Annotated in this window: 30 protein-coding genes; 4 read left to right on the top strand and 26 right to left on the bottom strand. The window is 39.4% G+C overall.

Annotation, left to right across the window (positions count from 1 at the left end; all coding sequences use genetic code 11):
• The coding region (locus A3I3_RS0104435; RefSeq protein ID WP_018371529.1) for an ISL3 family transposase at window positions 1-226 on the top strand (226 nt) is incomplete at its 5' end.
• Between the two features lie 35 nt (window positions 227-261).
• Here the strand turns inward: A3I3_RS0104435 and gla are convergent.
• Window positions 262-1131, bottom strand: a complete 870-nt coding sequence (gla, locus tag A3I3_RS0104430) for an aquaglyceroporin Gla (RefSeq protein ID WP_018371528.1) — start codon at window positions 1129-1131, stop codon at window positions 262-264.
• 107 nt (window positions 1132-1238) lie between these two features.
• On the opposite strand from gla, the gene A3I3_RS0104425 reads away from it, so the two are divergent.
• The gene (locus A3I3_RS0104425) at window positions 1239-3515 is read left to right on the top strand and encodes a Xaa-Pro dipeptidyl-peptidase (protein ID WP_026129850.1); all 2277 of its coding nucleotides are present in this window, start codon (window positions 1239-1241) and stop codon (window positions 3513-3515) included.
• A 475-nt stretch (window positions 3516-3990) separates the two neighbouring features.
• Here the strand turns inward: A3I3_RS0104425 and A3I3_RS0104415 are convergent, their stop codons facing one another.
• From A3I3_RS0104415 to A3I3_RS0104370, 10 genes are all read right to left on the bottom strand, one after another.
• The gene (locus A3I3_RS0104415) at window positions 3991-5289 is read right to left on the bottom strand and encodes an MFS transporter (protein ID WP_018371526.1); all 1299 of its coding nucleotides are present in this window, start codon (window positions 5287-5289) and stop codon (window positions 3991-3993) included.
• A gap of 237 nt (window positions 5290-5526) precedes the next feature.
• Entirely contained in the window at window positions 5527-5940 is a 414-nt protein-coding gene (locus A3I3_RS0104410; protein WP_018371525.1) for a cupin domain-containing protein, read from the bottom strand.
• Window positions 5941-5954: 14 nt separating this feature from the next.
• Window positions 5955-6572, bottom strand: coding sequence for a carboxymuconolactone decarboxylase family protein (locus tag A3I3_RS0104405; protein ID WP_018371524.1), 618 nt, complete (start codon window positions 6570-6572; stop codon window positions 5955-5957).
• A gap of 1 nt (window position 6573) precedes the next feature.
• Window positions 6574-7578 carry an alpha/beta hydrolase gene (locus tag A3I3_RS0104400; protein ID WP_019231910.1) on the bottom strand — a complete coding sequence of 335 codons (1005 nt, stop codon included), beginning with the start codon at window positions 7576-7578 and terminating at the stop codon, window positions 6574-6576.
• Window positions 7579-7708: 130 nt separating this feature from the next.
• Window positions 7709-8734 carry an alpha/beta hydrolase gene (locus A3I3_RS0104395; protein ID WP_018371522.1) on the bottom strand — a complete coding sequence of 342 codons (1026 nt, stop codon included), beginning with the start codon at window positions 8732-8734 and terminating at the stop codon, window positions 7709-7711.
• Window positions 8735-8749: 15 nt separating this feature from the next.
• Window positions 8750-9205, bottom strand: a complete 456-nt coding sequence (locus tag A3I3_RS0104390; protein WP_018371521.1) for a flavodoxin family protein — start codon at window positions 9203-9205, stop codon at window positions 8750-8752.
• A gap of 81 nt (window positions 9206-9286) precedes the next feature.
• Window positions 9287-9835: a flavodoxin gene (locus A3I3_RS0104385; RefSeq protein WP_018371520.1), complete on the bottom strand. Its 549-nt coding sequence runs from the start codon at window positions 9833-9835 to the stop codon at window positions 9287-9289.
• A gap of 280 nt (window positions 9836-10115) precedes the next feature.
• Complete coding sequence (locus tag A3I3_RS0104380; RefSeq protein ID WP_018371519.1) at window positions 10116-10886, bottom strand: SDR family oxidoreductase; 771 nt, start codon at window positions 10884-10886, stop codon at window positions 10116-10118.
• A gap of 144 nt (window positions 10887-11030) precedes the next feature.
• A complete protein-coding gene (locus A3I3_RS0104375; protein WP_018371518.1) occupies window positions 11031-11993 on the bottom strand; it encodes an aldo/keto reductase in 963 nt (320 codons plus the stop codon).
• 281 nt (window positions 11994-12274) lie between these two features.
• Entirely contained in the window at window positions 12275-13180 is a 906-nt protein-coding gene (locus tag A3I3_RS0104370) for a LysR family transcriptional regulator (RefSeq protein WP_018371517.1), read from the bottom strand.
• A 634-nt stretch (window positions 13181-13814) separates the two neighbouring features.
• On the opposite strand from A3I3_RS0104370, the gene A3I3_RS0104365 reads away from it, so the two are divergent.
• Window positions 13815-14114 (top strand): YbaB/EbfC family nucleoid-associated protein, encoded by a 300-nt coding sequence (locus tag A3I3_RS0104365; protein ID WP_018371516.1) that lies wholly within the window; start codon window positions 13815-13817, stop codon window positions 14112-14114.
• A gap of 5 nt (window positions 14115-14119) precedes the next feature.
• Window positions 14120-14485 carry a ribosomal maturation YjgA family protein gene (locus tag A3I3_RS0104360; RefSeq protein WP_018371515.1) on the top strand — a complete coding sequence of 122 codons (366 nt, stop codon included), beginning with the start codon at window positions 14120-14122 and terminating at the stop codon, window positions 14483-14485.
• A gap of 10 nt (window positions 14486-14495) precedes the next feature.
• Here A3I3_RS0104360 and A3I3_RS0104355 read toward each other — a convergent pair whose 3' ends face one another.
• The 15 genes from A3I3_RS0104355 to pduB all read right to left on the bottom strand — a co-directional run.
• The gene (locus A3I3_RS0104355; protein ID WP_018371514.1) at window positions 14496-15689 is read right to left on the bottom strand and encodes an acetate/propionate family kinase; all 1194 of its coding nucleotides are present in this window, start codon (window positions 15687-15689) and stop codon (window positions 14496-14498) included.
• 20 nt (window positions 15690-15709) lie between these two features.
• A complete protein-coding gene (metK, locus tag A3I3_RS0104350) occupies window positions 15710-16897 on the bottom strand; it encodes a methionine adenosyltransferase (protein WP_018371513.1) in 1188 nt (395 codons plus the stop codon).
• 28 nt (window positions 16898-16925) lie between these two features.
• Window positions 16926-17930, bottom strand: coding sequence for a response regulator transcription factor (locus A3I3_RS0104345; RefSeq protein WP_018371512.1), 1005 nt, complete (start codon window positions 17928-17930; stop codon window positions 16926-16928).
• An 11-nt stretch (window positions 17931-17941) separates the two neighbouring features.
• Window positions 17942-19255 (bottom strand): sensor histidine kinase, encoded by a 1314-nt coding sequence (locus A3I3_RS0104340; protein ID WP_018371511.1) that lies wholly within the window; start codon window positions 19253-19255, stop codon window positions 17942-17944.
• Between the two features lie 85 nt (window positions 19256-19340).
• The gene (locus A3I3_RS0104335; protein ID WP_018371510.1) at window positions 19341-20066 is read right to left on the bottom strand and encodes an MIP/aquaporin family protein; all 726 of its coding nucleotides are present in this window, start codon (window positions 20064-20066) and stop codon (window positions 19341-19343) included.
• Between the two features lie 18 nt (window positions 20067-20084).
• Window positions 20085-21167, bottom strand: a complete 1083-nt coding sequence (locus A3I3_RS0104330) for an iron-containing alcohol dehydrogenase (RefSeq protein WP_240366769.1) — start codon at window positions 21165-21167, stop codon at window positions 20085-20087.
• A 46-nt stretch (window positions 21168-21213) separates the two neighbouring features.
• The gene (locus A3I3_RS0104325) at window positions 21214-22671 is read right to left on the bottom strand and encodes an aldehyde dehydrogenase family protein (RefSeq protein ID WP_018371508.1); all 1458 of its coding nucleotides are present in this window, start codon (window positions 22669-22671) and stop codon (window positions 21214-21216) included.
• A 14-nt stretch (window positions 22672-22685) separates the two neighbouring features.
• Window positions 22686-22961: a EutN/CcmL family microcompartment protein gene (locus tag A3I3_RS0104320; RefSeq protein WP_018371507.1), complete on the bottom strand. Its 276-nt coding sequence runs from the start codon at window positions 22959-22961 to the stop codon at window positions 22686-22688.
• Between the two features lie 12 nt (window positions 22962-22973).
• Entirely contained in the window at window positions 22974-23795 is an 822-nt protein-coding gene (gene eutJ / locus A3I3_RS0104315) for an ethanolamine utilization protein EutJ (protein ID WP_018371506.1), read from the bottom strand.
• Between the two features lie 21 nt (window positions 23796-23816).
• Window positions 23817-24440, bottom strand: coding sequence for a phosphate propanoyltransferase (gene pduL, locus A3I3_RS0104310; RefSeq protein ID WP_018371505.1), 624 nt, complete (start codon window positions 24438-24440; stop codon window positions 23817-23819).
• A 9-nt stretch (window positions 24441-24449) separates the two neighbouring features.
• A complete protein-coding gene (locus tag A3I3_RS0104305; RefSeq protein WP_018371504.1) occupies window positions 24450-24722 on the bottom strand; it encodes a BMC domain-containing protein in 273 nt (90 codons plus the stop codon).
• The gene (locus A3I3_RS0104300; RefSeq protein WP_018371503.1) at window positions 24723-25232 is read right to left on the bottom strand and encodes a BMC domain-containing protein; all 510 of its coding nucleotides are present in this window, start codon (window positions 25230-25232) and stop codon (window positions 24723-24725) included.
• Window positions 25232-25864, bottom strand: coding sequence for a hypothetical protein (locus A3I3_RS0104295; RefSeq protein ID WP_018371502.1), 633 nt, complete (start codon window positions 25862-25864; stop codon window positions 25232-25234). The genes A3I3_RS0104300 and A3I3_RS0104295 overlap by 1 nt, the downstream gene beginning before the upstream one ends.
• A 16-nt stretch (window positions 25865-25880) precedes the next feature.
• A complete protein-coding gene (locus tag A3I3_RS0104290) occupies window positions 25881-26159 on the bottom strand; it encodes a BMC domain-containing protein (protein ID WP_018371501.1) in 279 nt (92 codons plus the stop codon).
• A 21-nt stretch (window positions 26160-26180) separates the two neighbouring features.
• Window positions 26181-26572, bottom strand: a 392-nt coding sequence (pduB, locus tag A3I3_RS0104285) for a propanediol utilization microcompartment protein PduB (protein ID WP_018371500.1), incomplete at its 5' end; no start/stop codon positions are given.

The raw sequence follows: 26572 nt of genomic DNA, 5'->3' as shown, positions 1-26572 counted from the left end.
TATCTTTCAGACTGTTTTTAAAACCTTTCTCAAGGACAAAGATAAAATTATCAACGCTCTTGAACTCCCTTACTCAAATGCAAAGCTAGAGGCCACTAACAACCTCATCAAAGTCATCAAGCGAAATGCTTTCGGCTTTCGGAACTTTGACAACTTTAAAACTAGAATCCTCATCGCTTTAAATATCAAAAAGGAGAGAACCAATTCGGTTCTCTCCAGGGTATGACTTTGCGTTAACCCACTACAGTTGACAAAGAGCCTTTATAGATACAAGAACTTGAATAAAGCTACGGCTGCAATTCCTGCAAGGATAGGTGCTACGACTGGTACCCAAGCATACCACCATTTTGAGTCACCCTTATGCTCACCAAGGACTGATTTTGGAAGCAAGAAGTGAAGAATACGAGGACCGAGGTCACGCGCTGGGTTCAATCCGGGACCAGTAGGGCCACCGAGTGAGGTTACAAGTGCCATTACGAGGAAACCAAGCGCCAAGTGAGCAACTGCTGTCCCTGCCGCAGTAACTGGGGCTAATTGCGCTTTTACTTGTAAGCTGCTAAAGTCCACGCTTTGTCCTGTTTGGGCAATTTGGCGTTTAGCAAACTGTACAGCTTCTGCACCAAAGAAGTTCTTGGTCAAACCAAGTGCTCCAAAGAAAAGGACAAATGAGCCGAAGAACTCGTTGATAAAACCGTTGATAGTCGCTGCTTTGCGAGATTCTGGTGTTCCGTGATCCACATTTGAGATAGTTGAGAAGGTTCCCAGAATGTTATTTGGATTGGTCGTGTTGAGATAGTAAGGGCGGTGTGTCGCAACAACGACAGCTTGACCAAGGATTGCTCCCAACATTTGTGCTGCGATGTAAGGCGCTACCTGTGCCCAAGGGAACAAACCGCTAATTGCTAAGCCAAGGGTGAAAGCTGGATTGATGTGATTTCCTGAGACATTTCCAAACATCAGCGCTGGAATCATAACCCCCATACCGTAACCAACTGCAATCACCAGCCAGCCACTTTGATGACCTTTCGTTCCTTTAAGTTCAACATTGGCAACAGCACCATTTCCCAAGATAATGAGAATCGCCGTACCAAGAATTTCAGTCGCATATTTCAGCGTCCATGCAAAATCCATGTGTATAGATACTCCTTAATAAAATTTTTAGACAAAACCTATTGTATCAAGTATAATGGAGAATGTAAAGATAATTTTCAATAAAAATACGAAAGTTGGGAAAATGTATGCGATTTAATCAATACTCTTACATGAAAACAGACAGAAGTAACATGCTGAAAGAACTAGCAAGTCTAGGCTATCACTACAAACAAGAACTGACAGACAAGGAAAATTTACAAAACTTTCTTCGTTTTTATTTTCATCAAAGTGACAATCTCACTCCCCACTTAGAGCGAATGATTGCGGATAGAGAAACCGACCTGCTTCACTTTTTTGAGGGCGAGCAAGAACTGACAGCTTCGATCTTTTATACGGTTGCTTTTCAGTTGCTGGACTTCGTGCCTTTCATGGACTTTACTGATAGCGAAAAATTTTGCAAAGAGGCTGCCTTTCCAATCATTTTTGGCGATCTTTTAGAAAATCTCTATCAACTGCTCAATAGTCGCACCAAGAGCGGCAATACTTTAGTCGATCAACTGGTTAGCGAGGGGCTTATTCCTGAAAATCAGGACTATCATTTCTTCAATGGCAAGAGCTTGGCGACTTTTACGAGCCATGATGCTATCCGTGAGGTGGTCTATGTGGAGACAAGGGTTGATACCGATAAAGATGGGCTGCCAGACTTGGTTAAAGTTTCTATTATCCGTCCGCGCTACGCAGGAAAAATCCCTGCCGTCATGACCGCAAGTCCTTATCATCAAGGAACAAACGATAAGACTGCTGACGCTGCTCTGCACAATATGAATGTGGACTTAACGGTCAAAAAAACTCACCAAATCAATTTAACAGAAAATAAGCTTGACCTAGTTGAGCCTGAGGGTCAAGCAGAGTTGGTCACCAAAACAAGTGAAAAGCTGGGGCATATAGGAACTTACACACTCAACGACTATCTTTTGCCTCGCGGTTATGCCAACCTCTATGTGTCAGGTATTGGAACGCTTGATTCTGACGGACTGATGACTAGCGGTGACTATCGGCAAATTGAGGCCTACAAAAACGTCATTGACTGGCTCAATGGTCGTTGCCGTGCCTTCACTGACCAGACGCGCCGCTACGAAATCAAAGCAACTTGGTCTAATGGAAAAGTCGCAACAACAGGCATTTCCTATCTGGGTACCATGTCTAATGGCCTTGCTACTACTGGTGTAGACGGACTAGAAGTCATTATTGCGGAGGCCGGTATTTCCTCTTGGTACAATTACTATCGGGAAAATGGATTGGTGACCAGCCCCGGTGGCTACCCCGGTGAAGACTTTGAAAGTTTAACCGAGTTGACCTACTCACGCAATATGCGTGGTGGAGACTATCTCCGTCACAATAAACACTACCAAACTGCTCTAGCTCGCATGCGAAAAGAACTAGAGCGCGAAACGGGTGATTATAATCAATTTTGGCATGACCGCAACTATCTGATTCACGCACACAAAGTCAAAGCCGAAGTCGTCTTCACTCATGGCTCCCAAGACTGGAATGTCAAGCCGCTCAATGTTTACAACATGTTCCACGCCCTGCCACAAAACATCAAAAAGCATTTGTTTTTCCACAATGGCGCTCACGTTTACATGAACAATTGGCAATCCATTGACTTTCGTGAATCTATGAATGCACTTCTCAGCAAGAAACTCCTCGGCTACGAAAATGATTTTGAATTACCGACTGTCATTTGGCAAGATAATCGCACAGAGCAAAATTGGCTCATTCTTGACAACTTCGGTAGCAAACAGAAACAAGTGCTTCATCTGGGTGCCGAAGAAAAAATCATTCAAAACAAATATCCAGAAGCGGATTATCAAGGCTATGCCAATGCTTATCCAAGCTTCTTAGCCGACCTAGCCGAAGACAAGGCTCAACAAGTGACCGTTGATATTATCCTGCAAGAAGATCTCTTTATCAATGGAACTGCTACACTGAAATTGCGGGTCAAATCCAGCACAAACAAAGGCTTGCTCTCTGTGCAAATGCTGGACTATGGCAAACGCAAACGCCATCAAGCACGACCTTTGCCACTAAGTATGCGTACAGTGGACAATGGCCGATACTATATGCTAGACAATCTCATGGAACTGCCTTTTACTCCAAACCCTTACCGCCTCATCAGCAAAGGCTATCTCAATCTACAAAACCGAACAGATCTCCTAACCGTCGAAGAAGTGAAACCAAACGAGTGGATGGAAATTGAATTGGAGCTCCAACCAACCATTTATCAAATGAAGGCAGGTGAAACACTCCGCCTTGTCCTCTACACCACCGACTTTGAAGTCACTGTCCGCGATAAGACTGACTATCAGCTGACCGTGGATTTGGGGCGGTCTAGTTTGGAAATCCCAAATGTGGTAAAATAGAGTAGAACTTATTTTAAAGGAGAAAGAATCTTATGATGAATATGCAAAATATATTCCATAATTTTTTAAGCTACATAATCATTAAAAAACTTGATTTAAAGCCTTTCTTAATTTACTAAATTAAACTAAAAACATTCCAATTTATTTCAATCAGACAAAAAATAGACAATGGCAGTATCTGAATTGTACTAAAAAGGGCTGAGACAAAATCCAAGCCCAACTATAAAAAGCGAACAAAATAGAAGTTTGAACGTCAAAAAACTCCCTTTGTTCGCTTTTTTATTAATTTTAGCTATTCAAGCGCCCTAGTTTTTAGATATTATTGCTATGTTTTCAAAAGTTTTAATAATAATTTAGAGTTACCTAATCTTAATATATGAGTCTTTCTAGAACTTTATCATTTAAGAGCTTTATAGTAGGTTCATGTCCTCAATTCTTGTAAACTTTTCCTATTATTTATATCTTATCTATTTTCTTATTTTGGGAAAATAAGAAAATAGACAAGAATTAAAGCAATAGCGGTAAATAAAGCCATTATTAATAAGCTTGTTGAAAAAGAGCCACCTATAGCAATCAAGAGAGATAATCCTATCGGTCCACCAACTTGGTGCATAGTATTTGTTAAGCCGCTAGCTGCTCCAGCTAAGTCGTTAGGTGCTTGATAAATTCCTGCAGCAGTTACCGGTGCCAAAATCAATCCTTGCCCAAGACCTATAAGTAACATTGGTAAAGCTACAGCAAGAAGATAGCCATTATCAAGATTAGAAAAGCTTGCCCAAATAAAGCCTACCAATAATACAACTTCACCTATCAACAAAATACGTGCATTGTCAAAATATTCACTTAAACGAGGTAAAATTAACGCAACAAGAAAAGCAACAAGGGTTAAAGGTAAAAAGGCTAAACCTGACTGTAAAGCATTATAACCATAGTGACTTTGTAATAATTGTGGTAATAAAAACCAATAAGGTAATAATGCCATCATATAAAGTAAGCGTACCAAATAAGCACCTAATCTAACTCTATTAGCAAAAAGTAGTAATGGCATAATAGGAACAGGAGCAACTTTTTCTCGAAGATAGAAAGCTATTAGTAAGAAAACACCGAGTAAGAAAAAGAACCATTGATAACTACTTCCTGTTAAACTATAAATAAGGCTAGCTCCCCCTACTACTGATAGTAAACTACCAAGGTAATCTACCTGTTCCTTTCGACCTTCCTTTTCTTCAACAAATCGATATGTCAAATACATAAGAAAAAGCGATAAAGGAACATTAATAAGAAAACCTGCACGCCAAGAAATAAAGCTAGTTAACCCTCCACCAATGATATGACCAATACTCCCACCAATACCAGAAGTTGCACCATAGTAAGAAATTGCACGCGTTCGCATCTCGCCTCTATAAGCATCCATCATCAGTGCCAAGGTAGTTGGTGCAATAATAGAGCTTCCAATACCTTGTATAGCACGCGCAGCGATAAGTACACCAGCATTCTGTGCCAAACCAATAATCAATGATGATAATGTAAAAATAAAGAGACCTATCTGAAAGATCATCTTTCTCCCCAGTAAATCAGTCAACCTCCCTGATAAAAGGAGAAAGCCTCCAAAAGTTAAGGTATAGGCATTGGATACCCATGCTAAATTAGAAGAATCTAGTTTCAAACTATTTCCTATCTCTACTGAGCTAGTAAAGATAATAGAATTATCCATTAGTATTAAAAAATAAGCAAATAAAGTTATCGGTAAAATCATTCCAAATTTTTGATTCATGTATCATTATCCTTTCTTTTTCTTAACGATAAGTATTATGGAAAATTTTATTTATATTTTCTAGATCTTAATGTACCAATACTAACTGATTGTGATACCTTTAGAAACCAAAAACTGAGTAAAACTTTTAAAAAGCGAATATTTTTTAATGCTTCTTATATTAATTTCTTTCTTATATCACTTATATTATCCAATAATAATTCCATTCAAACATAAGCTTGAATGGAATATTATTTTTTAATTTAATTCATCGTAATCTACAACTTTTTCCAACCATTCTGTCCAACCATCAGGATTAGCTTCAGAAATAGCAATATGTGCAAAATAGCTATCTTTACTAGCCCCATGCCAATGCTTAACACCATCAACTGCAGTGACAACATCACCTTTTTTTAACTTTTGTGGCTTCTTTCCCCATTCTTGGTACCAACCTGTACCGCCAGTTACAAGGAGAATTTGACTCATACCATGATGAATATGCCAATCATTGATTGAACCTGGTTCAAAGACTACATTGGTCACGCGCGCAGGTGTACTTGCCAAGTTATTGACATAAGATTTTCCAGTAAAATATTGAGCATTAGCGATATTTTCCTTACCTTTATCAAAAGCTTGGTCACCCAAGTCGGCTAGCATTTGTTCTTCATTCATGATAATTCAATCTCCTATTCTATCTCAGTTAAGATTGTTGCCACGGCAACACCTTTATCCTTATCAAAATTTTCTACAATAGCCTGAAAATCTGCTAGTGCTTCCTTACCAATTCCCAAGTGATAGGTAATCGTCATGTGAGTTTTGAGTTGTCCAACAACATTCCCTAAAGCAGCAAGCACACTAATCGTTACCAGTTCCCGGTCTGCATGTGAGATAGTATCACGAGCAAATAAATCTGCGAAAAGATGTTCTTTAAGAAAATCATCAATAACTGGAACAAATTTAGCATAGGCAGCAGTTGGACGTGGTCCTGTCAATTTGTCACGCATCTGAGACCCATAAGCATTTTTATCTGAAATACTAAGTGGTGTTGCGAAACGCCCTACTTCATCATGAATCCCCTGCGCCTGGCGATCATTAATTAAGGTTAAGAAAGTGTTAATCCCATTAAGAGCTCGGGGGAAACCTGCATAAGCATAGATATGAACCAAAACCTCTTTGATTTCATTAACTGTCAGACCCTGGTCCAATCCTTTTGCTAAGGCAGTTCTTAAATTCTCCAAGTCTCCAAGGGTTGTCCAATAAGTAATTCGCACAACATTTCTTTGTTTTTCTGTCAAATGACTCATACTAGTCTAATCCTTTCTCAGCTAACCATTTAGCCATGACATCTGCTATTTCTTCATTATTTTTTTCAGCAAACAGGAAGTGTGTGTTGCCAAAAATACCAAGTTCTGGCAGAGAAATAACTTGAGCATCACCGCCGTATTTATTGATAGTAGCTACAAACTTTTCAGCCATTTCTTTACGTCCACGCCAATGGTCTGCAGGCCAACTCTCACTAGGTTCTTTTGCAATAAAGTCACCATAAACAATAGCAATAGGTATTTTTGTTAATTTTTGGAATTCGTCTAAAGGAATGGCTGATGCTGACAAAGGACCAAATGGACTCTTAGTTTCAATAGGGGCAGGAACTTCTCCTTCTGGGAAAACAAAACCACTACCTGGTTCAAAAGAGACTACACCTTTTACCTTATCGCTCAAAAGTGCAGTTTGCCAACCAGGTCCAGCACCTTGTGAATGAGTAATAAGTACACCATCACCAATCTTGTCGAAAACTTTCGATACAGAATCTGCAATCAAGGCCTCATCAAAGGCCCCTGTATTAGGAACCATGAGGCGGAAGAATTGATCTAAAGCCTCAGGGCTATCTGGAAATTGCGAATCTGAACGGAGGTTTGGCCACTCTCCCATACGGAACGTATGATACCAGAGCTGATCGTCTGGTGTTGCTGTAATGTTTTCTGAAATGGTCGAACGTGCCGCCTCTCCACGTCGGGGCTGATCCAGCAGATAGACAGGGTAATTTTTTCTTAAGAAGATGGTATCAAAACCTTCTCGTCCGTCTGGCGTTGTGCGCCATGCTAAATTAGAAGACATAGCACCATGTAGAAAGACTAAAGAAGTCTTTCTGGCATTTTGAGGAATTTGATAGCTGACAAAAGCGTGATCACCATGAAGAGTTTGCCCTGGTGACGTTAGAGGATTGTTAAAGTCAACTGTCCCTTGATCACTAACAACTACACCACCTGACATAAAATTTCCTTGTTTTTTAATCGTTAATGGTTGTGTCATAAATTTATCCTTTAATGAAGAGAGAAAGAGTGGCTAAAAGCGGCTGAAAATAGGGAATTAACGATTTGAACAGTGTTCAAGAGGAAATTCGTCTTTTTTCGAGCTTTTAGCCCGTGTTCAGTTCTGATGATTAGAGATTTGCATTGAAGAATTCTGTGGCTTTGTTTACTTCTTGTGCTACATATTCTGGTTTCCAGTAAGTTTGAATGTGAGTTGCCCCCTCAATGAGGAAGAGTTCACGGCTTTTAGCTCGAACTGCCTTGACATAAGCTTGTTCAGTCATATAGAAAGTATCTGCGTTACTACCTGCCATCATGAGAAGAGGTTGATTAATTAAATCCATATTTTCAGAGGCATCAAAACGGATTAAATCTAGAAAAGAGCTTACCGTGTAAACAAAAGTAGAATATGGGTGTGCGAAATCTTTAGCATAGTAATAATAACCTTCACGATAGAGATCATACGGTAATTTATCCGCATCTTTAGGATCCATTTCTTTCAAATCAGGGGTGTAGCGGGCTGGCTTGCCTTCTGCTTCTTCCTGACGCGCGGCAGAGGCATCCGCCAAGCGTTCAAAGAGGTCACCGACCTGCGAACCTAAGAAACCATCTTTACGGACAAGACCACTATTAAACATCGAAATAGTCGCAACAGCTTTGAAACGTTTATCGGTTTGTGCTGCTTTTAAGGTGTAACCGCCACCGCCGCAAATACCAAGAATACCAAGGCGATTTCTATCTACACCTGGATAAGTCAAGATAATATCAGCAGCACGATGTAAATCTTCTACACGATTTTGTGGTTTATCGACGCTACGAGGAAAGCCACCACTAGCACCTTGATAAGCGGCGTCAGGAGCAATTGTGATATAACCTTGTTCAGCTAGTTTTTGTGCCATGAGCCCCGCTACTTGTTCCTTGACCCCACCATTTGGATGAGCCACAACAATAGCTGGATAACTCTTTGTAGCATCATAATTAGCTGGCGTGTAAACATTGGCACGAATATCCAATTCTCCAAGTTTATAAGTAATGGGATGGAGGTTAACTTGACCAGCCATATTTTCAGTCAAGGCATCTGTGTATACTAAGCCCCATTGGTTGTCGTTGTCTGTTGTAATATCTTTAATAGCTACTGTTTGATAAAGTGTTGTCATAATAGTATTCCTTTTCTATAATTTTGCTTGTAAAGCTTTGATTTCTGATAAATAATTAGCCTTCCCCTTGTAGTTAAGCCCATAGATCTGGGCAAAACGGGATATGATGAAATCTGTTGAAGCAATGGATTCATGGCTAGGTGCCGTTCCTTGAATGATAAAGAAGAGGTCCTTGCCTGCTAAATCATCTGTGCCCTCATGGACATAAATCCGATCCAAGAGAACTTTAAGCGGACCGGCAAAGGTATGCCAATACATAGGGCTCCCAAAGACAAGAACATCCGCTGAAACCATAGCCTGATAAATCTCTTCAAAATCATCTTCGGCAAAGACTTGTCCTAAACCTCCAAAGTGATAATCGACTAAGTTCAAGGTTTCATAATGCCGGCCAGCCAGTAAAGTCTGTACAAAGTGTGCTGTGTTGCCATTCCTATTGGGACTGGCGTTGATAACTAAAATTTTTTTTGACATGGATACGTTTTTCCTTTCTGACAGAAAATTTTTTAATAAGATAACGGATGGCTCATATCACCAATCATTTTTAGCTCCTTTTTATTTCGTGAGATTATTATCGGATAACCAATTTTCAATATCTGTTTGTGCTTGGTCAACATTATTCCCTTGAACAGATAGACCATTAACAACTTTACTATCAAGTAAATAACCCTTGATCTGTTCTACTGAGCCACCTAATCCATAACCTCCATTTGAGGCAAAAGGCGCAATAGTTTTTCCAGTCAACTGACTGCCATAACTTTCTAAAAAGCTAGCCATGGGTGATGCCAAAGACATACCCCATATAGGATAGCCTAGATAAACCGTATCGTACTGACCAAGGTCAGGCACATCAATCGTGATAGCAGGATAGTCACCACTCTCACGCTCTTCATTAGCACGACTAACTGTCTCAGTATAGTCTGATGGATAAGTCTCATCTACTGTTAACTCTAATAAGTCTGCACTTGTTGTCTCAGCTATTTCTTGGGCTAATAACTGGGTACTGCCTGAGCGTGAGAAATAAATCACGATACTACTGGCCTCAGAACTCAGTTGTCTCGTTGGCTCCGTATTGGCATTGGTGTCTGCACCGTCAGAAGTCATATCTCTTCCACTATCCCACTCATCATCTGATAGTCCTAGTTGAGGGATGCTAGGATTGGTAGTTTTTGTTTGCGATGTGCTACTATCCTCTCCCCCTTTATCTGTTGCATTCCTTGTTGCACTACAAGCTACCACCAAGGGAACAAGGCCTAGAGTCAGTAATAATTTTATTTTTTTTATTTAATTCTCCTATAATCTATTTCTAGTATAAATAAAGGTTCGCACAAAGAGAAGTCCCAATTAGTTCATCACTTATTACCTAAAAGTTAAAAGTAAAAAATTACAATTTATTGGCAAAAATGGCTGATAGTCCACCATCAACCGTCAATTCGATACCGGTAATGAAGCTACTATCATCAGAAGCCAGAAAAACGACAGCCTGACTAATATCTTTAACATCTCCAACACGCCCTAGTGGTGTCAATTTCGCCCGCCACTGCTGACGCAAGCGTTCTTCTTCTTGGCTACGCCCTAGTTCTCCTGTCGCCGCCGCTGTTGGCACAATACCCGGACTAATAGCATTGACGCGAATTTTTTGTTTTTTCAAGTCTTGAGTCCAGCTATAGATAAAGGAACGCACGGCTGCTTTTGATGCTGCATAGAGACTAAAATTGGGAAGTCCCAAATTAGCTGTAATAGAGGTATTGAGAATGATAGAAGCACCATCACTCAGTAAAGGTAGAGCTGTCTGAACGGTAAAAATAGTCCCCTTAACATTAGCATTCAAAGTCTTATCAATATCAGCCTCGGTCATATCTCGCAAACTAATATAAGAACCTATTCCTGCATTGGCAAAGATAATATCTAAATGCCCAAAATCAGCAGCAATTCGAGCTGCCACGCGCTGCATATCAGACTTTATACCCACGTCCGCTTGAACATAGACAGCTTGATTTCCTAAAGCTTTTTCAGCCTCAATCAAGGTGTTTTCGCGGCGACCTGTAATGTAAACAAAGGCACCTTCAGCAATCATAGCGCGCGCTGCATCAAAACCAATACCAGAACTGCCACCTGTTATTAAGGCTACTTTTCCTTTTAATTTTCCAGTCATTTTCTACCTCTTTGCTAGAGTTTAGTGCTTTGAGCAAATCATGGAAGGATCTCCCTACAAATCTTCACCATCTTTGAGATAGTAATCATATGCTATTTCCTTACCAAAGGTTCTTCTTGCCCTTGCTCAATGACAATACCAATTTTAAAAATGTGTTTCATCCAAGTTCATGGCATCTAATTTTTCATTAATTACCGCTACTTCATCACTGGTCAATTGAATGTCCATAGCTCCAAGATTTTCCCGTAAACGGTGCAATTTGGTCGTTCCTGGAATGGGAACAATGTAGGGCCTTTGGGCTAATTCCCAAGCTAGAACGATTTGAGCTGATGTTGCATGTTTATCGGCAGCTAATTGAGCCAGATAATCAAGAACAACTTGATTGCGTTTCATTACTTCGGGTTTGAAGCGCCCCATGCTCGTCCGAAAGTCAGAACTATCCTTTCCTTTCAAATCTGGTAGTTTTCCTGATAAAAATCCATTTCCTAAAGGACTGTAAGCCACAAAGCCGATTCCATGTTGCTCACAAAAATCAAAAATCTCTTTCTCCGGACTGCGGAAAACCATTGAATACTGATTTTCCATAGCAGTAATTGGGGTTACCTTGTGGGCGCGTTCAATATAATCTAAAGGAGCATTAGACACGCCCCAATACTTGATTTTGCCTTCTTTGATAAGGTCGGCCATGACTTGAGCGACTGCCTCAGGACTTACATCTGGATCCACCCGATGTTGATAATAAAGGTCAATCGTATCCACCTGTAAATTTTTCAGTGATGATTCAACTTGATGACGAATCGAATCAGGCTTGCTGTCTAAAATATTATTTACCCCTGACTGGCCATGCGATTGACCTACGATACCAAACTTAGTAGCAATAACGGCCTTATTTCGGATTGGTTTTAAAGCACGTCCTAAAAGGATTTCATTTTCAGCGCCATAAACCGGTGCTGTATCAAAAAAATTTCCTCCCCATTCAACCGACTGACGAATAAGTTTCATCATATCTTCACGATTTGCAGGTTTCCCATAGGCATGATCCATTCCCATGATACCCAGTCCAATGCTAGATACTTCCAAGCCTTGTCCCAAAATACGTGTTGTCATTTGCTGTCCTCCTAACGATAAAACCACATGCTGTCTCGCATTCCCTTTTAACCACAGCAGTAAGAATAACACTCTCCTTGTGGTAAAAGTGATGTTCTTATACTCGAAGAAAATCAATCTAGCCTAGACAACGAGATGCAGACAGTACTTGGGTACGGCAAATCGAAGTCAACAAAGATAGTTTTGATTTTCAATGAGTATTATTTATTTCTTGAGTCCAGTATATAGCAAAAGAGACTTCCACAGAAGTCTCTTTTTGTTGTTCAGTATAAACCTTATAGTTATAGGTTGATTTGACCTGATTGGACAAGCTTAGCGATAACCTCTAGAAAGTTTTCAACTTTCTCAGAAGGATTCAACGAATAAATCAAGCCTAGAGGCATTTTCTTCTCCCATTTCAGTGGCACTGTTTTTAACAAAGGATGTACACCTTGCCAATTATCAAAAACCATAAGAGGGGTATTGGTATTAGCTGCTTGATTGAAGATATCTAAATTATAAAAATCAAAACTTTTTATCTGAATATCAGGATAAGACCCTTCAATCTCACTACGCAAATCATCAACATAGTGTGACCAATCTTTCCGAATCATTAACAATGTTTCACCCGATAAATCATCTAAGGTAATCAATTTTCTGTCTACCAAGGGATGATTAAAAGGTAAGGCGCAGGCAAACGGCTTTTCGTTCAACTTAAAGCCATTACATTCCCTCAAATTCATCAAGACATCATCAAAAACACCAACAATAATATCATAATTCTGACCGAGATTTTTTAAAATTTCTCTGGCATTCTCTGGCGTATTCTCAAAAGGAACTAATTGAAATTTTATACTAGGTGCAACTTCGTGGATTTTGGGCCAAAGGTCTACTAAAATCTGTGGAGGTGTTAGCGGAGAGGTGCCAATACGAATTATTTCCTCAGGAAGACTTGCTCGCTTTGCCCGCGCCAAACTGTCTCTGGAGTACTGAATAAGATATTTAGCATCATTGTAGAGAGACTCTCCGCTTTTAGTTAAAGTCAACCCACGCGGACTGCGATTAAATAATTTTAAATCCAGACGTTCTTCTAAATGATTAATTTGTTTGATAACAGCCGTTGGTGTAACGTAAAGCTGTTCTGCAGCTTTATTAAAACTCCCCGCATCAGCAACAGCTATGAAAGTTTCTAATTGTAGATTGTACACAGATAGCCTCCTACTACTAAATTAACTAAACTTAGCTCACTCTATATAAATCATTATACACTAATCTGGTAAAGAATACTTTTCTCAGTTCCTTTCTAGTTATAAATTCTCTAACACAAATTTAACTAATTTTATCATCCAAATATGATTTATGTTACTAAAATATAATTCTTCCACTAATATCATCACTATCACTTTAGTTCTTCCCAAAATGCTCTATTTTCTTTTTTTACAAACTATGTCACAATATTATTAGTTTATAAACTAACAACTAATAGAATTGATAGGAGGTGTCATGTTTTCAGTAAAAATAAAAGGAAAAAAGATGAGTAGCATTAGATTGATGACTACATATTAAAAATGGAGAATCATCTCTATGGCATTTAATTTTGAAACTAAATTGGTTGAATCTATTTCTAACCGTTGTCATATTTTAAGGAAGAATGTTTCTTTTAATCAAGATGATATAGTTACAATCAGTAGAATGAAGACAAAATACCGATACCACCGACTTTGAAGTCACTGTCCGCGATAAGACTGACTATCAGCTGACCGTGGATTTGGGGCGGTCTAGTTTGGAAATCCCAAATGTGGTAAAATAGAGTAGAACTTATTTTAAAGGAGAAAGAATCTTATGATGAATATGCAAAATATGATGAAGCAGGCGCAGAAGTTGCAAAAGCAAATGGAGCAAAGCCAAGCTGAATTGGCAGCGACTGAATTTGTCGGCAAGTCTGCTCAGGACTTGGTTGTCGCGACCTTGACTGGCGATAAAAAGGTAGTTAAAATTGATTTTGCGGCAGCAGTCGTTGACCCTGAGGACATCGAAACCCTGTCAGATATGACCACTCAAGCCCTCAATAACGCGCTTAGCCAAATCGACGAAGCGAGCAAGAAAAAAATGGGCGCTTTCGCAGGCAAACTGCCTTTCTAGCCGCTATGCGAAGCAAACGCCTTTGCCTAGCAGTCCTCATCATCATTCTCGGCTTGCTGTCACGAAAAGTGGCTTTTCTGCCCGCCGCCCTCGGCGACGCACTCTGGGCTTCGACCGTCTTTCTGGCTTGGGGGATTGTCTTTCCACGCTTGTCTGGAAAATGGCTGGCGCTCTTAGCCCTTGTCTCCAGCTGGCTGGTTGAGTTTTCTCAGCTCCTGACCTGGGACTGGCTGGTCGAGCTGCGCGCCACCACAATCGGACACCTCCTCCTAGGACAAGGCTTTCTCGTTAGCGACCTTATCGCCTATGCCCTCGGCATTGCCGGAATGTGGGGACTAGAAAATTTCTTATACAAAAAAAAGACAGATTAACTGCCTTTTTTTATGCCAAAACAGGTAATTGTTCTAATTTTTCTTTGACCGCTTGTGCAATTAACCACTCTTCATTAGTTGGAATAACCAAAACTTTAATTTTACTGTTAGAACTACTGATTTCTTCGGCATGATCTTGATTTTTTTTATCATCTATGTCTAAACCTAAGAAAGTTAGACGTTGACAAACTTTTTTTCTAATCGTTGCAGAATGTTCACCGATCCCTGCGGTAAATACTAATACATCTAATCCATTTAAGCTAGAAATGTAAGAACCAACCAACTCTATTACCCTATTCGCAAAGATATCTAAAGCAAGTTCTGCCCTACTATTCCCCTGAGTCGCGGCTAGTTCAATATCGCGCATATCACTGGAAAAGCCAGAGATTCCTCTAAGACCAGATTTTTGATTAATTACTTGATCAATCTGATTGCCGCTGAAGTTTTCATGCTTTTCTAAGAAGGAAACAATCATAGGGTCAATATCTCCACATCTTGTGCCCATCATAAGCCCAGCTGTCGGAGTAAATCCCATAGAAGTTGTATAAGATAAGCCATTTTTCATCGCACAAATGCTACTACCATTTCCTAGATGTGCACAAATCATTTTTTCTGGTAAACCATAATGCTCTGTAACATAATCTGATATATACTGATGACTAATACCATGAAAACCATAGCGACGAATACCATATTTCTCTCTATACTCATAAGGAATCGGATAAGTATAGTAAGCCTCCTCCATTGTTTGATGGAAAGCAGTATCAAAAACAGCAACTTCTAATGCTTGTGGCAAATAGGACTTAAATGCCCTAATCCCGAGTAAGTTAATCGGATTGTGTAAGGGAGCTAACTCTGCCAATTCTTCAATCTTAGCTTCCACTAGCTCTGTAACAACCGTAGGCTTTGTAAAAATGGTCCCCCCATGAGCTACACGGTGTCCCACGCCAACAATTTCCAATAGATCTAAAATAATTCCCCTATCTAATAGAGTTTGCATTAATTCTTGAACAGCTTCATGATGATTAGCGATAATGCTAGATTGCTCCACTTTTTTGCCCTGACATGAGATGGTTAAAGTTGGATGGTCAATTCCAATTCGTTCAAAAATCCCTTTAGCAAGTAACTTACTTGTTTCTAAATCATAAATTTGAAATTTCAAGGATGAACTCCCTGAATTAATAACCATTATTTTCTTTCGCATATTATTTCCTTTTTACAAATTTAACGGGCATCAAGCAAGCGATGCTCAATTTCCTGTAGAAAAGTTACCTTATCTAAGCTTTCCCAAGGTAAATTCGCCCCATCTTTAAAATGACCGTAACGCGCAGTAGCCTGATAAATAGGACGTAGAAGTTGTAAATCACGGATAATACCCGATGGTGTAAGATCAAAAACTTGTTGAACCACTCTTGCTAGTATAGCATTGCTCAAGCGACTACTACCAAAAGTATCAATATCTACAGAAACCGGAGCTGCCACCCCTATGGCGTAGGAAAGTGAAATCTGACACCGCTTAGCAATTCCAGCAGCTACAATATTTTTAGATATATATCTAGCCATATAAGCAGCCGATCTGTCGACCTTTGATGGATCCTTGCCCGAAAAAGCACCACCACCATGAGGAATCACACCACCATAAGTATCTACAATAATTTTTCGTCCTGTCAATCCAGTATCACCTTCTGGTCCACCAATGGTAAAACGGCCGGTTGGATTTACAAAAACTCTTGTATGTTCATTCCGTAAATAATTTGGGATTTCTGGCTCAATAACATGTGTCCATAAATCCTCACGAATCTTACTTTGGTCCACAGAATCCGCATGTTGAGCAGATATTACTATATCTGTAATATAATCCACCTTGCCCTTTTCATCATACGAAACTGTCACTTGAGTTTTCCCATCTGGATAAAGATAAGCCAATTGACCCTTTTTTCTCACTTCTGCCAAGCGTCTAGCCAGGCGATGCGCATAATGAATAGAAACAGGCAAATAATCCTCTGTTTCATCTGTTGCATATCCGTACATAATCCCTTGATCACCAGCTCCTTGCTGATGGCTATCACCAGCACCTCTTTTAGCTTCTAAAGATTGATCCACTCCTATACTGATGTCTGTCGACTGAAAATGAACATTTTTGACAATAACACAAGAGTGATAATCAAATCCTTTTTTAGGATGATCATAACCAATTTTTTTCAGAACTTCTTTAGCAATTTGCTCTAAATTCACATGTGCCTGACTGCGTACTTCACCAGCAATTACTAAAAGGTTTTGAGAAATCATCGTCTCAACAGCAACATGAGAGTATTGATCTTGAGCAAGATAAGCATCTAAAATAGCATCTGAAATCTGATCACAAACCTTATCTGGGTGACCCTCCAAAACGGACTCTGAAGTAATTCTCATCTTCGACCTCCTTTCTAAACTCTCGAAATTAAAACACTAATTTTTCCTGCTCCATCTCTTTTTTTAAAACCATCGGAGGAACCCCTTCGATTTTTTTAAATACTTTACAGAAATAGCTTGGCTCACTGTAGGAAAGTTGAAACGCCGCATCTATAATTTTTTCATCATTAAAATAGAATAATTGCTTAGCCATTTCTATTTTACGATATTGAATATAAAGGTTAAAGCCAATATGATAGCGCTCTTTAATTAAACGACTCAAATAACTTTGACTCATATTGCAAGCAATTGCAGCATCACTAAGACTAATATTTTCTGAAATATTTTCATCAATATACCTATAATACTGAGCAAGTTGCTGTGTCTTTTGGATGCTTTGTTGTTTGAAAAGTTCATCTATTATCTGAAAAAGTAAAAATTGCACTCGGAACTTCTCTTGATACATCTGTCTGGTTAAGGAAAATTGTTCTTGATAAGTTTCTCTTTTAGCCTTGGTTAGACAATTCATTAGACTAATCGCTTCTTTAAGCATTTGATCAACCTCATATTTTGTTTTATTAGGATTCTCCCTATAACCCTTTACAATATAACCAGACATTTCTTCTATAGTTTCATGTATTTGATCAAAACGTCTATTAACTGTGATAGCAAGCAATTTCTCTATTAAGAATTGATGTAAACTATCGTCCTCATTTTCAATCAATTGACGAATCCGAATAATTGATATTGGTTTTAAAATATAATCACGAATGCCAGAATTTAAAAGAGCCTTTATAAAACGAAAATCGTTAGAAAATGTCATGACATAGATAGCAATTGAAGGATAAAGCTTATGTAGCTGGGCAATTAAAGCCATATCTTCATCAGTTACCTCCATAAAAATCATATCTGGCACTTGATATTCACAGATAGAAAGCAAATCTTTATTTTTTCGTACGACCTCTGCGAGCTGACATTGAGGGATTTTATGAATAACTGTCTCAAAAGCTCTAACCAAAAGTGCATCTTTTTCTGAAATGACAATTGTTTTCATATTTTCTTCCTCTACCCCATTTCTTTAGTTGGGATACGAATAACCACAGTTAAACCCGCTCCTTCATTGGATTGAAGGGCAATATCAAATTCTTTTCCGTAATGGCGAATTAAACGTTTGCGCGTATTTAAAATACTCAGTCCACCATAATCCCGTTCTTGTTCATAAGATGTCGTATCCCCAATCAATTTTTCAACCTTATCGTGAGATAATCCAGCACCATTATCTTTAATTGAAATTAGATAATCATCTTCCGTCTCAGTGATCTGAATACCGATATAGCCTCCACCTTCAACCAAATGATCTACAAGTCCATGGGTAATGGCATTTTCTACAAAGGGCAACAAAACCAATGATAGAATCTTCTTTTCCTCTACATTACATTTAATATCAATATCAAAAGTAAAATGATTATTAAAGCAAATTTGCTGAATTTGCAAATAGCGTTCGATATTTTCAAGCTCTAATCGCAAAGGGACAAATTCTTTGTTCTGTTGAAAACTAAAACGAATCGTTTCTGCAAAAAGGCAGATCAATTCATTCGTTAATTCAGCCCCCTCAATCATAGAAAGATTGTTTACCGAATTGAGAATACTCATCATCATCTGTGGTCTGAGCTCTGATTTTAGATTACTTTTTTCAGAATGTTTGAGTTGATCAATTTCTACGTCCTTAATAAAATTCTCATATACCAAACGTTGATTTGCTTCTTCAAATTCTTTTTGAACTAACTTAAGTAACTGCTTTTCCAACATTTCTTTGACTAAAAACAAAATCAAATCTCCAGTTAGCTTTAGCTTTTGTAGTTGCATAACAGGAACGCGTTCATAGAGTTCAAGCATTTCCGGATCTTCTTGGTAACTGTCATCTACTTTTATGAGATTTTTTAAACTATCCAACTCCTCGTCAGATAAAGTCCGAACTTGCCCAATTACAATAGTCCCCATATATTGACCGTTAAAAACTATAGGAATAGCACAATCAGTCAGCCCTGCGGGACAATAATAAACATAGGGAGCATTTGTCATAGACGCTCTTAAACCACCGTAAGCATCCGAGAAAAAACAACTTTTTTGCCCAGCTTCATGATGCCTACGAGTAATACAATATTCACAAAAACTAGTTTCTTTTGTGATCGGCTGCCCCTGTAAATCAACAGTGACCATAGCTAAACCTGTTACTTTAGCTAACTTTTCTTGGATGTCTTGGAGAACTTTAACGTCAATCATATTACGAAGACTAAATTCTGAAACTAGTTTTTGTTCTACTTCTGGCGTTTTAAGATGATTATAAGGATAATTACTTACATGATTGTTTGCTGACATAAGTCACCTCCAACGTTTATGTTAACTAGATAATGACATTTTAGCACATTTCCAAACAAAATGTAAGCCTTTACTATCGTTTGTACTAAATAACTTTTCCGACCAATATTGCAAGCATGGCTCCTACTATTGGACCACAAATAGGCACCCAGACATAACCCCAATTGGCACTATTTGGTGCTTTGTTTGGTAGTGGTAAAAGACTATAAGCAAGACGAGGCCCCAGGTCACGGGCTGGATTAATGGCATAACCTGTCATACTACCAAAACCTAAACCAACTGCCATAACTAAAAATCCTAGTGCGATTGGCAAAAGTTCTATATTTAGTACACCTTGTCTAGTCATATACTGAACTGGAAGAGCAAAAGCAAAAGTTGCAATGACTTCCCCTAGGAAGTTAAAGATTGGGTTAGAAATAGCGGCACCTGTTGCAAAATTCCCCACTGTATTTCCTTCTTCTGGTTTTGTAGCTGCAAAATGAGGCCAAAAAGCTAGACTTGCGACGCAAGCTCCTAGAAAGGCACCAAAAATCTGCACTATTGTATAAAGTATAGCCTTATCAAAAGCTAACCCTCCAGTCAAGGCACCACCAAGAGAAAGAGCTGGATTGAGATGAGCTGGTGCTCCCAAGGCAAGGGCTACATAGACACCAAGGGTAACTGCAAGCCCCCAGGCAATAGTAATACCCAACCAAGATACACCAACGGCACGTGCATAAGTTTTTTTAAGATTATTTGACAAACCAAAGCCTGTACCAAATAAAACTAAAACGAAAGTTCCTAAAAATTCTCCGATAACATCATTTGACATAGATAACTCCTTACTTTTTTATAAAATAGATAAGAGAACTTGCACAAGTTGTTCCCTATTTGGCTGAATTGGATTTCCTGCAAAAGTAGCATCTTCCTCTGTCTTTTGGATCATATCTCCTAGAACAGGAGCAAGTTTATCTGCGGTGATACCACATGCACTAAGGCTAGTCTCACAGTCTAGCTTTAAAGTTAGTTCTTTAACATGTTTGATTAATTCAATTAAGCCGGTACTGTCTGCTCCCGTCATTGGAATCCAGCCCATATCTTTGGCTAACCAAGCGTATTTATGTTTAACTGCAGGATCACTTGCATTTAGTCTTATAACCTCTGGCAGTAAGATACTATTGATTAATCCATGAGGCAGATGAAACTGCCCGCCAATCTGATGAGAAATAGCGTGAACGATACCCAATCCAGCATTCTGAAAAGCAATCCCAGCCATACAAGAAGCTTCCTGCAGAACTCGACGCGACTTGAGACAATCGCCATTTTGATAGCAATGTTCTAGTTCTGCAAAAACTAATTTGACTGAACGGATGGCTAATGAATCCGTCAAGCCATTTGCCCCTTTAGCGACAAGAGCCTCTAATGCATGGGTCAAGACATCCATACCACTGTGAGCAGTCACCTTGGGTGGACATGAAGAAACCAATTGCGGAATCAAAGCGACTTTTGTTGGTAAAAGAGAATCATCTATCAAAGGGTACTTAACATTCTTCTCTTCATCCGTTACAACTGCAAAAGAGGTTACTTCCGATCCAGATCCACTTGTTGACGGCACTGCTATAAATTCCCCTACCTCTAAATTTTTGGTTTCTTTAGCAAAATAACGAGCAGCCTTTGCTGTATCAATAGCAGAACCTCCTCCAACCGCTATTAATACAGTTGGTTTAGAATCAAGCATTACTCTTACTGTCGCAATAACTTTCTTAAGTGGGGGATCTGGCACTACATCTGAAAAAATAGTGACTTGATTGTGCTCCCTTAGTAGACGCAAGAGCTTCCTAACAATAGGATTTTCAACTAAAAATTGATCACATACAACAAGAATTATTTGATTTTTATAGGATTCAAATAATCCATGTATACAGCTTTCCATATAAATCTCCGGCCGTAATGAAAATTTCCCCATAAAAGCCTACCTCCTAACGAATCATAAAAGCATCTGAGAGAACACAGCGACGAATACGTGCAAAGCTCCTAGCAGTCGTTGTTCCTTCACCAGTCGGTGTTGCGATAGTAAAAGTAGTCGGACCTTCACCACGTAAGCCCAACCCAGCAAAAGAAGGGCCATTCTTTACAAAAATAGAAGTTTCCATAGCACGAGCCGCTTTGTTAAGACGAGAAACGTTTTGTGAATGAATAGTAGCAGTATGTTTATAGCCGTGTTCAAGCTCTAAAGCTACTTCTAATGCTGTGTCAAAATCAGGTACACGGATCAAAGGAACCACAGGCATGAGCATTTCCTCTACCGCAAATGGCATATCAGGGTATCCTTCAACAATAACCAAACGTGGATGACCTGTATAAGTAACTCCAGCATCTGTCAAAATTTTCTCAGCCGACTTACCAACATATTTCTTATTGGTGGTTCCTTTTTCTGTTAGACAAAGGTTCTCTAGTTTTTTGATATCTTCAATATCTTTAACATAAAAGGCACCTGCTTTTTGCATATTAAATATCAGGTATTCAGCCACACTAGAAACAACGATAATATTCTTTTCTGCAGTACAAGGAATATTATTGTCAAATGAGGCACCATCTACAATGTCTTGACCTGCTTTTTCAATATTAGCAGTTTCATCAACGATGGCTGGGGGATTACCTGCACCTGCTCCAATTACTTTCTTACCACTCTTCATAGCCTGTGCAACCACACCTGGTCCACCTGTTACAACCAAAATAGCAATGTCTGGGTGTACCATCATTTCCTGAGCTGCTTGAATAGATGGATTTTCAATAGTTACAATCAGGTTATCAATGCCGCTAGCGTCTTTGGCAATCTTATTGATTTTACGAATCAACCAAATGGTCGTCTCACGCGCACCTGGATGCGGAGCAAAATAAATTGTATTTCCTGCAGCTAACATACTTATAGAGTTGTTAATAATGGTCTCTGTTGGATTGGTGCTTGGGGCAATTGCTCCAATGACACCGTAGGGACACATTTCGTAAAGGGTTAAACCATTATCACCTGTCAAAGCTCTAGTAGCATACATGAGGTCTTCTACGCCAGGGGTTGCTTCCAATGCTAGACGATTTTTGGCGATTTTATCTTGAAAATTTCCCATTCCTGTTTCTTCTAAAGCGCGCTTAGCAATTTCTTCTACCTCTGGTAAGAGCCGACTTCGAATAGCTGCTATAATCTTTTTTCGACGTTCAATAGATGTATCAAAATATTTTTTTTGTGCAATTTTTGCTGCTTGAACTGCTTGATCAACCGTTGAAAAAACACCACTTTCAGTTTCTTTTCCTTCTAGAATATCTCCTTGAATTTCCTTGGTACCTACTAACGATTGACTGTATTGAGCACTTTCTTGACTCTCCAGAATGTCCTCACTCAAAATTTGTTTTACTAATTGTTCAATTTCTGACAAACCCATTCTTATTTCCTCTTTTATTCTATAAAATCATCAATAATTCCTACAATACTGGCATCAACAGGCGATTTTGGATTAGCCAGAGCCTTTCTAGCTGCACTACCTGTACTGATAAGTACATACTCTCCTCTACCAGCCCCAATCTCATCTACTGCGACTAGTTGACGTCCTGTTTCAATTATTTGGTTTTCCCCATTTTTTGCCAGCAAGTTAATGATCAAAAAGCGATTTCCTGTTAAATAATCGTTTTTCTTTGTTGAGACAACATTTCCAATGACTTGGCCGATATACATAGACCCTCCTCCTTATTCCATAGACATAGCAATGCCAAGAGGGGTCACATATTGAGGATAAGCAGGTTTAAAAATTGAAATGTTCAGTTCCTTTTCAAAAACCTGATCAAATTCCTCGAAATTTGTCGCTCCTCCAACTAAGTAGACTTCTGATACCTGTTTCCCATATTGCCTAATAAAATTATGAGAGATATAAGCCATCTTTTCAACGACAGGTTTGAGAATAGAAAAGACTTCTTTTTTCTCCCGCTTTAGGTATTCTCCCTTCTCAATAGATAAACCATAGTAACCTGCGAGAACCAAGGTCATCTGATTTCCACCAGTTGCCTCGTCCTCAGCAAAGACCACTTGACCTTTCTCAAGGATGCTAATACCAGTTGTTCCACCACCAACATCAACAACAGCACCATCCATAATTCCTAAGGCCTTGGCTGCTGCCGTTGGTTCATCAAGAATAGAACAACACTCTAAACCAATTCCTTCGATAATGTGCCGAATAACCTGTTTGTTATTCCCCACTGTCCCTGGGGGGATAGCGCCAGCCGCTTGTGTTAGCTTAAGCTGCAGTGCTTTCTCTGCTACTTCTTTTAAGTGTTTTGAGATCTGTAAAGCACCAATATAGTCGACGACTAGACCGTCACGCACCACATTTGCGTCTTTAGTAGCTGCAAAAAGAGGACGATTAAGTTCGTCTAGTACGACAAGGACAATAGAAGAGGTCCCTAAATCCAATCCCACTTTTAGCTTTTGGGGACGATAAGCTACAGTCTTCCCACCACTTACTAAATTATGAATCTCTGCTAATACAGCATTGACTTTTTGAAGATTTTTCACCTCTCTTACCTCCATGTATTCCTATTTTAGGAAGTATGCCACACTTTCTTTTCCACAATTTGCTGCATTGGCTTCATCTGTATCAATATGCATTTCAAATACTGCTCCCTCAGATGGTCGAATTATGACATCATCATAAATTGTACGTCGCTCTGGTGTATCAATCACTACACTAACCTTATCCCCTAAAGCAAGTCCTAAGAGTTTGGCATCTGTCGGATTCATGTGGATATGTCTTTTAGCAATAATAGCTGCTGGGCGAGTAATAGTCGCAAAATCTGATTTGATGATAATATCTGTCGCATCTGCTAACTGACCTGAAAGACGGATAGGAGCTCTTACACCAATTGTTCTTGCATCTGTAGCAGATAGTTCCACTTGTGTCTGTTTACGAAGAGGAGTCAGTAGTCTTACCTTATGAAGCTCTCCTTTGCTCCCTACTATCGTAACTGTTTGATGTGCCGCATAAAAACCCGGTTGTGTCAACTCCTTCATGATATTCACTTCCTGACCAGGAAAAAGCAGCTCAAAGTCCTCTTTGCTCAGGTGAATGTGACGATTAGAAATCCCAATGGGAATCTGCACATAGTCTCGCAAATGAGTGAACAGTTGGACAACATCTTGCTTTAATTTCACCTTGTTCATCGTTGGGCCCTACTTTCCAACTAAGATAACGGTAACATCTGTGTGTGGGCGAGGGATGACATGAGTAGAGATGACTGTCCCTACTTGACTGGCTGCCAACTTTCCTGCATCTACCGCTGCCTTAACAGCCCCAACATCACCTTCTACCATAACCGTTGTTAACCCGGCACCAACTTGACGATAGCCGACAATCAAAACGTTTGCTGCCTTGACCATAGCATCAGCTGCCTCAACACAACCGATATATCCTTTGGTTTCAATCATTCCAAGTGCTTTATTCATCTATTCTTCCTCCTGCTTCTTTGTCTTTTTCTTTGACTTGTTTGCACTTTCTTTTTTAGGAACAGTTTTTTCTTTTTTCTGTTCTTCTTCACTTGTGTTTGTCACTAAAAGATCTGCCTGGTAACTTTCTACTCCTTTTTCAACCTTTAACTTTTCTGAGTCGACTGTTTTTATTTTCTTCTGATCCAACTCCACTTTTTTCTTAGCTGGAGTAAGTTTTTTTTCAGAAGAATGTCTACTATCTAGGAAATACTTATCCAAATTATCTATAGGACGAGCAATAACTCTAGAAGCAATAAAGGCATCATGACTGCGAGCTTCGGCTTCCCCTGCTTGTATAGATGCCTGAACAGCAGCAACATCCCCCTCAATAAAGACAGACATCCAACCGCCACCACGAGTGATTTTTACCTCAACAATAGTAATGGTAGCTACCTTAGCCATGACATCAGCTACTTTGATAGCCTCTGCAAAACCTTTAACTTCTATCATTCCAAGTGTTTGTTTCATTACATCTGATCCTCATTTCTATTTTCAGAATACCTTATTTGGACATGCAAGGCATGCAATTTTTCCCTAGCAGCATAGGTAATAACTGTATTTTGAGATAATTCTAGCGTTTCAAATTTCTTCACATGAGCTATATCAGCTAGCGTTAAGGTTGCTGGAAAAGTCTTACTAGATGGGCTAGAAAAAATGGATCCTAACTGCTCTTTCTTGATAAAACGGATACCATAACTCTGTATTGTTCGCTCATATGTCACAAAAAGTTTTTGGTAAGACAAGCTACCAGAAGTGCCTTCTATGCCTTCTTTGATGATATAAATCGGTAGCGTTTTTAATAAAGCCTGCATAAAAAGTTTCGTCACCCGATTATCTGCTATTCCAAGCGCTACTTTTGCTAAGTCACTTAAGGACAAACTGGCTGCTAAAAGGCAATCTTTTGTACTGAGCTCTGGTAACTCTTCTTTTTCTGATAAAGGAAGAAAGTTAATTAAAGGAGACGAAGGAAGAGAAGTTTTTCTCTCTCCAAGCACATAGCAGATCCCAAGCTTTTTGGGGGACTTATTTTCTACTGCTTGACTATTTTGCTTATCTAGCACTTCTAAAACAATCTGTTTAATTTTTTCATCTAGTTCCATCACATATCAGCACCTCTTATTCTTTCATAGGTAAGATGATTTCGACATCTCCATGAGGTCGAGGGATCACATGAGTAGAAACTACTTCACCAACATTCCTTGCGGCAGCAGTCCCTGCATCAGTCGCTGCTTTAACAGCTCCAACATCTCCCCGAACAAGAACGGTCACAAGTCCAGAACCAATCTGTTTGTAACCAACAAGTGTGACATTGGCAGCCTTAGCCATCGCATCAGCTGCTTCAACCGCTGCAATGAAACCGTGAGTTTCAATCATTCCAAGTGCATCTGAGTTCATAATGTTCCTCCATTAAATTTGTTAAATATAAGGTTTAGTAGTAGATACTGCTTGCTCTCCTAGGCTTCCCAAGAGATTAAGCCCAACTTCACGAGCAGCAGAAACTGCTTGGCGTACAGCACCAGAATCTCCTGTGACTGTTAAAATAACTTCGTTTGAGTAGCTGGTTCCATTACTTGGCGAAGAATAGCTAACTACTTCAACATTGGCAGCTTTAACAGCTGTATCTGCTAGCACGACACCAATAGCTGCAGGGCCTGCACAGATTAGTCCGAAAGATTTACCAAGTGGCGCACCGAAAGCTTTGTTTATAGCGTAACTGGCCCGAGCTGTATATTGGAATTCTAAATGTCCAGCTTCATTGCTGTAGACATCTCCAAATGTTTGATCCAGTGTTGCTAGCGCCACTTCAA

The sequence above is a fragment of the Streptococcus massiliensis DSM 18628 genome, assembly GCF_000380065.1.
In the GTDB taxonomy this organism is placed as follows: domain Bacteria; phylum Bacillota; class Bacilli; order Lactobacillales; family Streptococcaceae; genus Streptococcus; species Streptococcus massiliensis.
Note: the sequence above shows the minus strand (reverse complement) of the source record. Positions and strands in the feature narration are given on the sequence as shown.

What these genes read in the sequence shown, in the direction of transcription:
- A3I3_RS0104365 (WP_018371516.1), top strand. Translation starts at nt 13,815, where the DNA reads ATGATGAATATGCAAAATATGATGAAGCAGGCGCAGAAGTTGCAAAAG.
- A3I3_RS0104355 (WP_018371514.1), bottom strand. Translation starts at nt 15,689, where the DNA reads ATGCGAAAGAAAATAATGGTTATTAATTCAGGGAGTTCATCCTTGAAA.
- A3I3_RS0104335 (WP_018371510.1), bottom strand. Translation starts at nt 20,066, where the DNA reads ATGTCAAATGATGTTATCGGAGAATTTTTAGGAACTTTCGTTTTAGTT.
- A3I3_RS0104295 (WP_018371502.1), bottom strand. Translation starts at nt 25,864, where the DNA reads ATGGAACTAGATGAAAAAATTAAACAGATTGTTTTAGAAGTGCTAGAT.
- A3I3_RS0104345 (WP_018371512.1), bottom strand. Translation starts at nt 17,930, where the DNA reads ATGAAAACAATTGTCATTTCAGAAAAAGATGCACTTTTGGTTAGAGCT.
- A3I3_RS0104390 (WP_018371521.1), bottom strand. Translation starts at nt 9,205, where the DNA reads ATGTCAAAAAAAATTTTAGTTATCAACGCCAGTCCCAATAGGAATGGC.
- pduL (WP_018371505.1), bottom strand. Translation starts at nt 24,440, where the DNA reads ATGAACAAGGTGAAATTAAAGCAAGATGTTGTCCAACTGTTCACTCAT.
- A3I3_RS0104425 (WP_026129850.1), top strand. Translation starts at nt 1,239, where the DNA reads ATGCGATTTAATCAATACTCTTACATGAAAACAGACAGAAGTAACATG.
- A3I3_RS0104410 (WP_018371525.1), bottom strand. Translation starts at nt 5,940, where the DNA reads ATGAATGAAGAACAAATGCTAGCCGACTTGGGTGACCAAGCTTTTGAT.
- A3I3_RS0104380 (WP_018371519.1), bottom strand. Translation starts at nt 10,886, where the DNA reads ATGACTGGAAAATTAAAAGGAAAAGTAGCCTTAATAACAGGTGGCAGT.
- metK (WP_018371513.1), bottom strand. Translation starts at nt 16,897, where the DNA reads ATGAGAATTACTTCAGAGTCCGTTTTGGAGGGTCACCCAGATAAGGTT.
- A3I3_RS0104305 (WP_018371504.1), bottom strand. Translation starts at nt 24,722, where the DNA reads ATGAATAAAGCACTTGGAATGATTGAAACCAAAGGATATATCGGTTGT.
- A3I3_RS0104320 (WP_018371507.1), bottom strand. Translation starts at nt 22,961, where the DNA reads ATGTATATCGGCCAAGTCATTGGAAATGTTGTCTCAACAAAGAAAAAC.
- A3I3_RS0104330 (WP_240366769.1), bottom strand. Translation starts at nt 21,167, where the DNA reads ATGGAAAGCTGTATACATGGATTATTTGAATCCTATAAAAATCAAATA.
- A3I3_RS0104290 (WP_018371501.1), bottom strand. Translation starts at nt 26,159, where the DNA reads ATGAACTCAGATGCACTTGGAATGATTGAAACTCACGGTTTCATTGCA.
- A3I3_RS0104405 (WP_018371524.1), bottom strand. Translation starts at nt 6,572, where the DNA reads ATGAGTCATTTGACAGAAAAACAAAGAAATGTTGTGCGAATTACTTAT.
- A3I3_RS0104400 (WP_019231910.1), bottom strand. Translation starts at nt 7,578, where the DNA reads ATGACACAACCATTAACGATTAAAAAACAAGGAAATTTTATGTCAGGT.
- A3I3_RS0104395 (WP_018371522.1), bottom strand. Translation starts at nt 8,734, where the DNA reads ATGACAACACTTTATCAAACAGTAGCTATTAAAGATATTACAACAGAC.
- A3I3_RS0104375 (WP_018371518.1), bottom strand. Translation starts at nt 11,993, where the DNA reads ATGACAACACGTATTTTGGGACAAGGCTTGGAAGTATCTAGCATTGGA.
- A3I3_RS0104360 (WP_018371515.1), top strand. Translation starts at nt 14,120, where the DNA reads ATGCGAAGCAAACGCCTTTGCCTAGCAGTCCTCATCATCATTCTCGGC.
- A3I3_RS0104300 (WP_018371503.1), bottom strand. Translation starts at nt 25,232, where the DNA reads ATGAAACAAACACTTGGAATGATAGAAGTTAAAGGTTTTGCAGAGGCT.
- A3I3_RS0104385 (WP_018371520.1), bottom strand. Translation starts at nt 9,835, where the DNA reads ATGACTTCTGACGGTGCAGACACCAATGCCAATACGGAGCCAACGAGA.
- A3I3_RS0104415 (WP_018371526.1), bottom strand. Translation starts at nt 5,289, where the DNA reads ATGAATCAAAAATTTGGAATGATTTTACCGATAACTTTATTTGCTTAT.
- A3I3_RS0104340 (WP_018371511.1), bottom strand. Translation starts at nt 19,255, where the DNA reads ATGTCAGCAAACAATCATGTAAGTAATTATCCTTATAATCATCTTAAA.
- gla (WP_018371528.1), bottom strand. Translation starts at nt 1,131, where the DNA reads ATGGATTTTGCATGGACGCTGAAATATGCGACTGAAATTCTTGGTACG.
- A3I3_RS0104325 (WP_018371508.1), bottom strand. Translation starts at nt 22,671, where the DNA reads ATGGGTTTGTCAGAAATTGAACAATTAGTAAAACAAATTTTGAGTGAG.